At 64.8% G+C, this 298-nt stretch carries 1 protein-coding gene; it reads left to right on the top strand.

Annotated elements, in window-relative coordinates; genetic code table 11:
* The first annotated feature begins 102 nt into the window (after positions 1-102).
* On the top strand, positions 103-273 hold the full coding sequence (locus tag EXE44_RS20545) for a hypothetical protein (protein WP_157746005.1): 171 nt from the start codon (positions 103-105) through the stop codon (positions 271-273).
* Positions 274-298 lie beyond the last annotated feature (25 nt).

Consider the following 298-nt stretch of genomic DNA (forward strand, 5'->3'; position numbering starts at 1 on the left):
GGGACCGCGTTCCAAGACGCGACCGCGTCCCGGACTCCGTTTCTGTCAGTCGCGCTCGGCGTCGTCAGATCGCTTTTCAGGCGTCGAACCCAATGCTAACGCATGTCACAGGACACGCTCTCCGAGTGCCCGTTCTGTGATTTCGAACCGGACGTCCCGCACGACGACGTCAAGAACGCGCCCGAGCAGGCCACGCACCGCGTCCACCAGCACGTCGAGGAAGAACACCCGGACCGAACGGACGAGCTCGACAGCTACACCGGTCCGGGATAGAAGCCAGCGCCCACGCGAATCCCCG

Source organism: Halorubrum sp. SS7, from assembly GCF_005435055.1.
Taxonomy (GTDB): domain Archaea; phylum Halobacteriota; class Halobacteria; order Halobacteriales; family Haloferacaceae; genus Halorubrum; species Halorubrum salinarum.

What these genes read in the sequence shown, in the direction of transcription:
- EXE44_RS20545 (WP_157746005.1), top strand. Translation starts at nt 103, where the DNA reads ATGTCACAGGACACGCTCTCCGAGTGCCCGTTCTGTGATTTCGAACCG.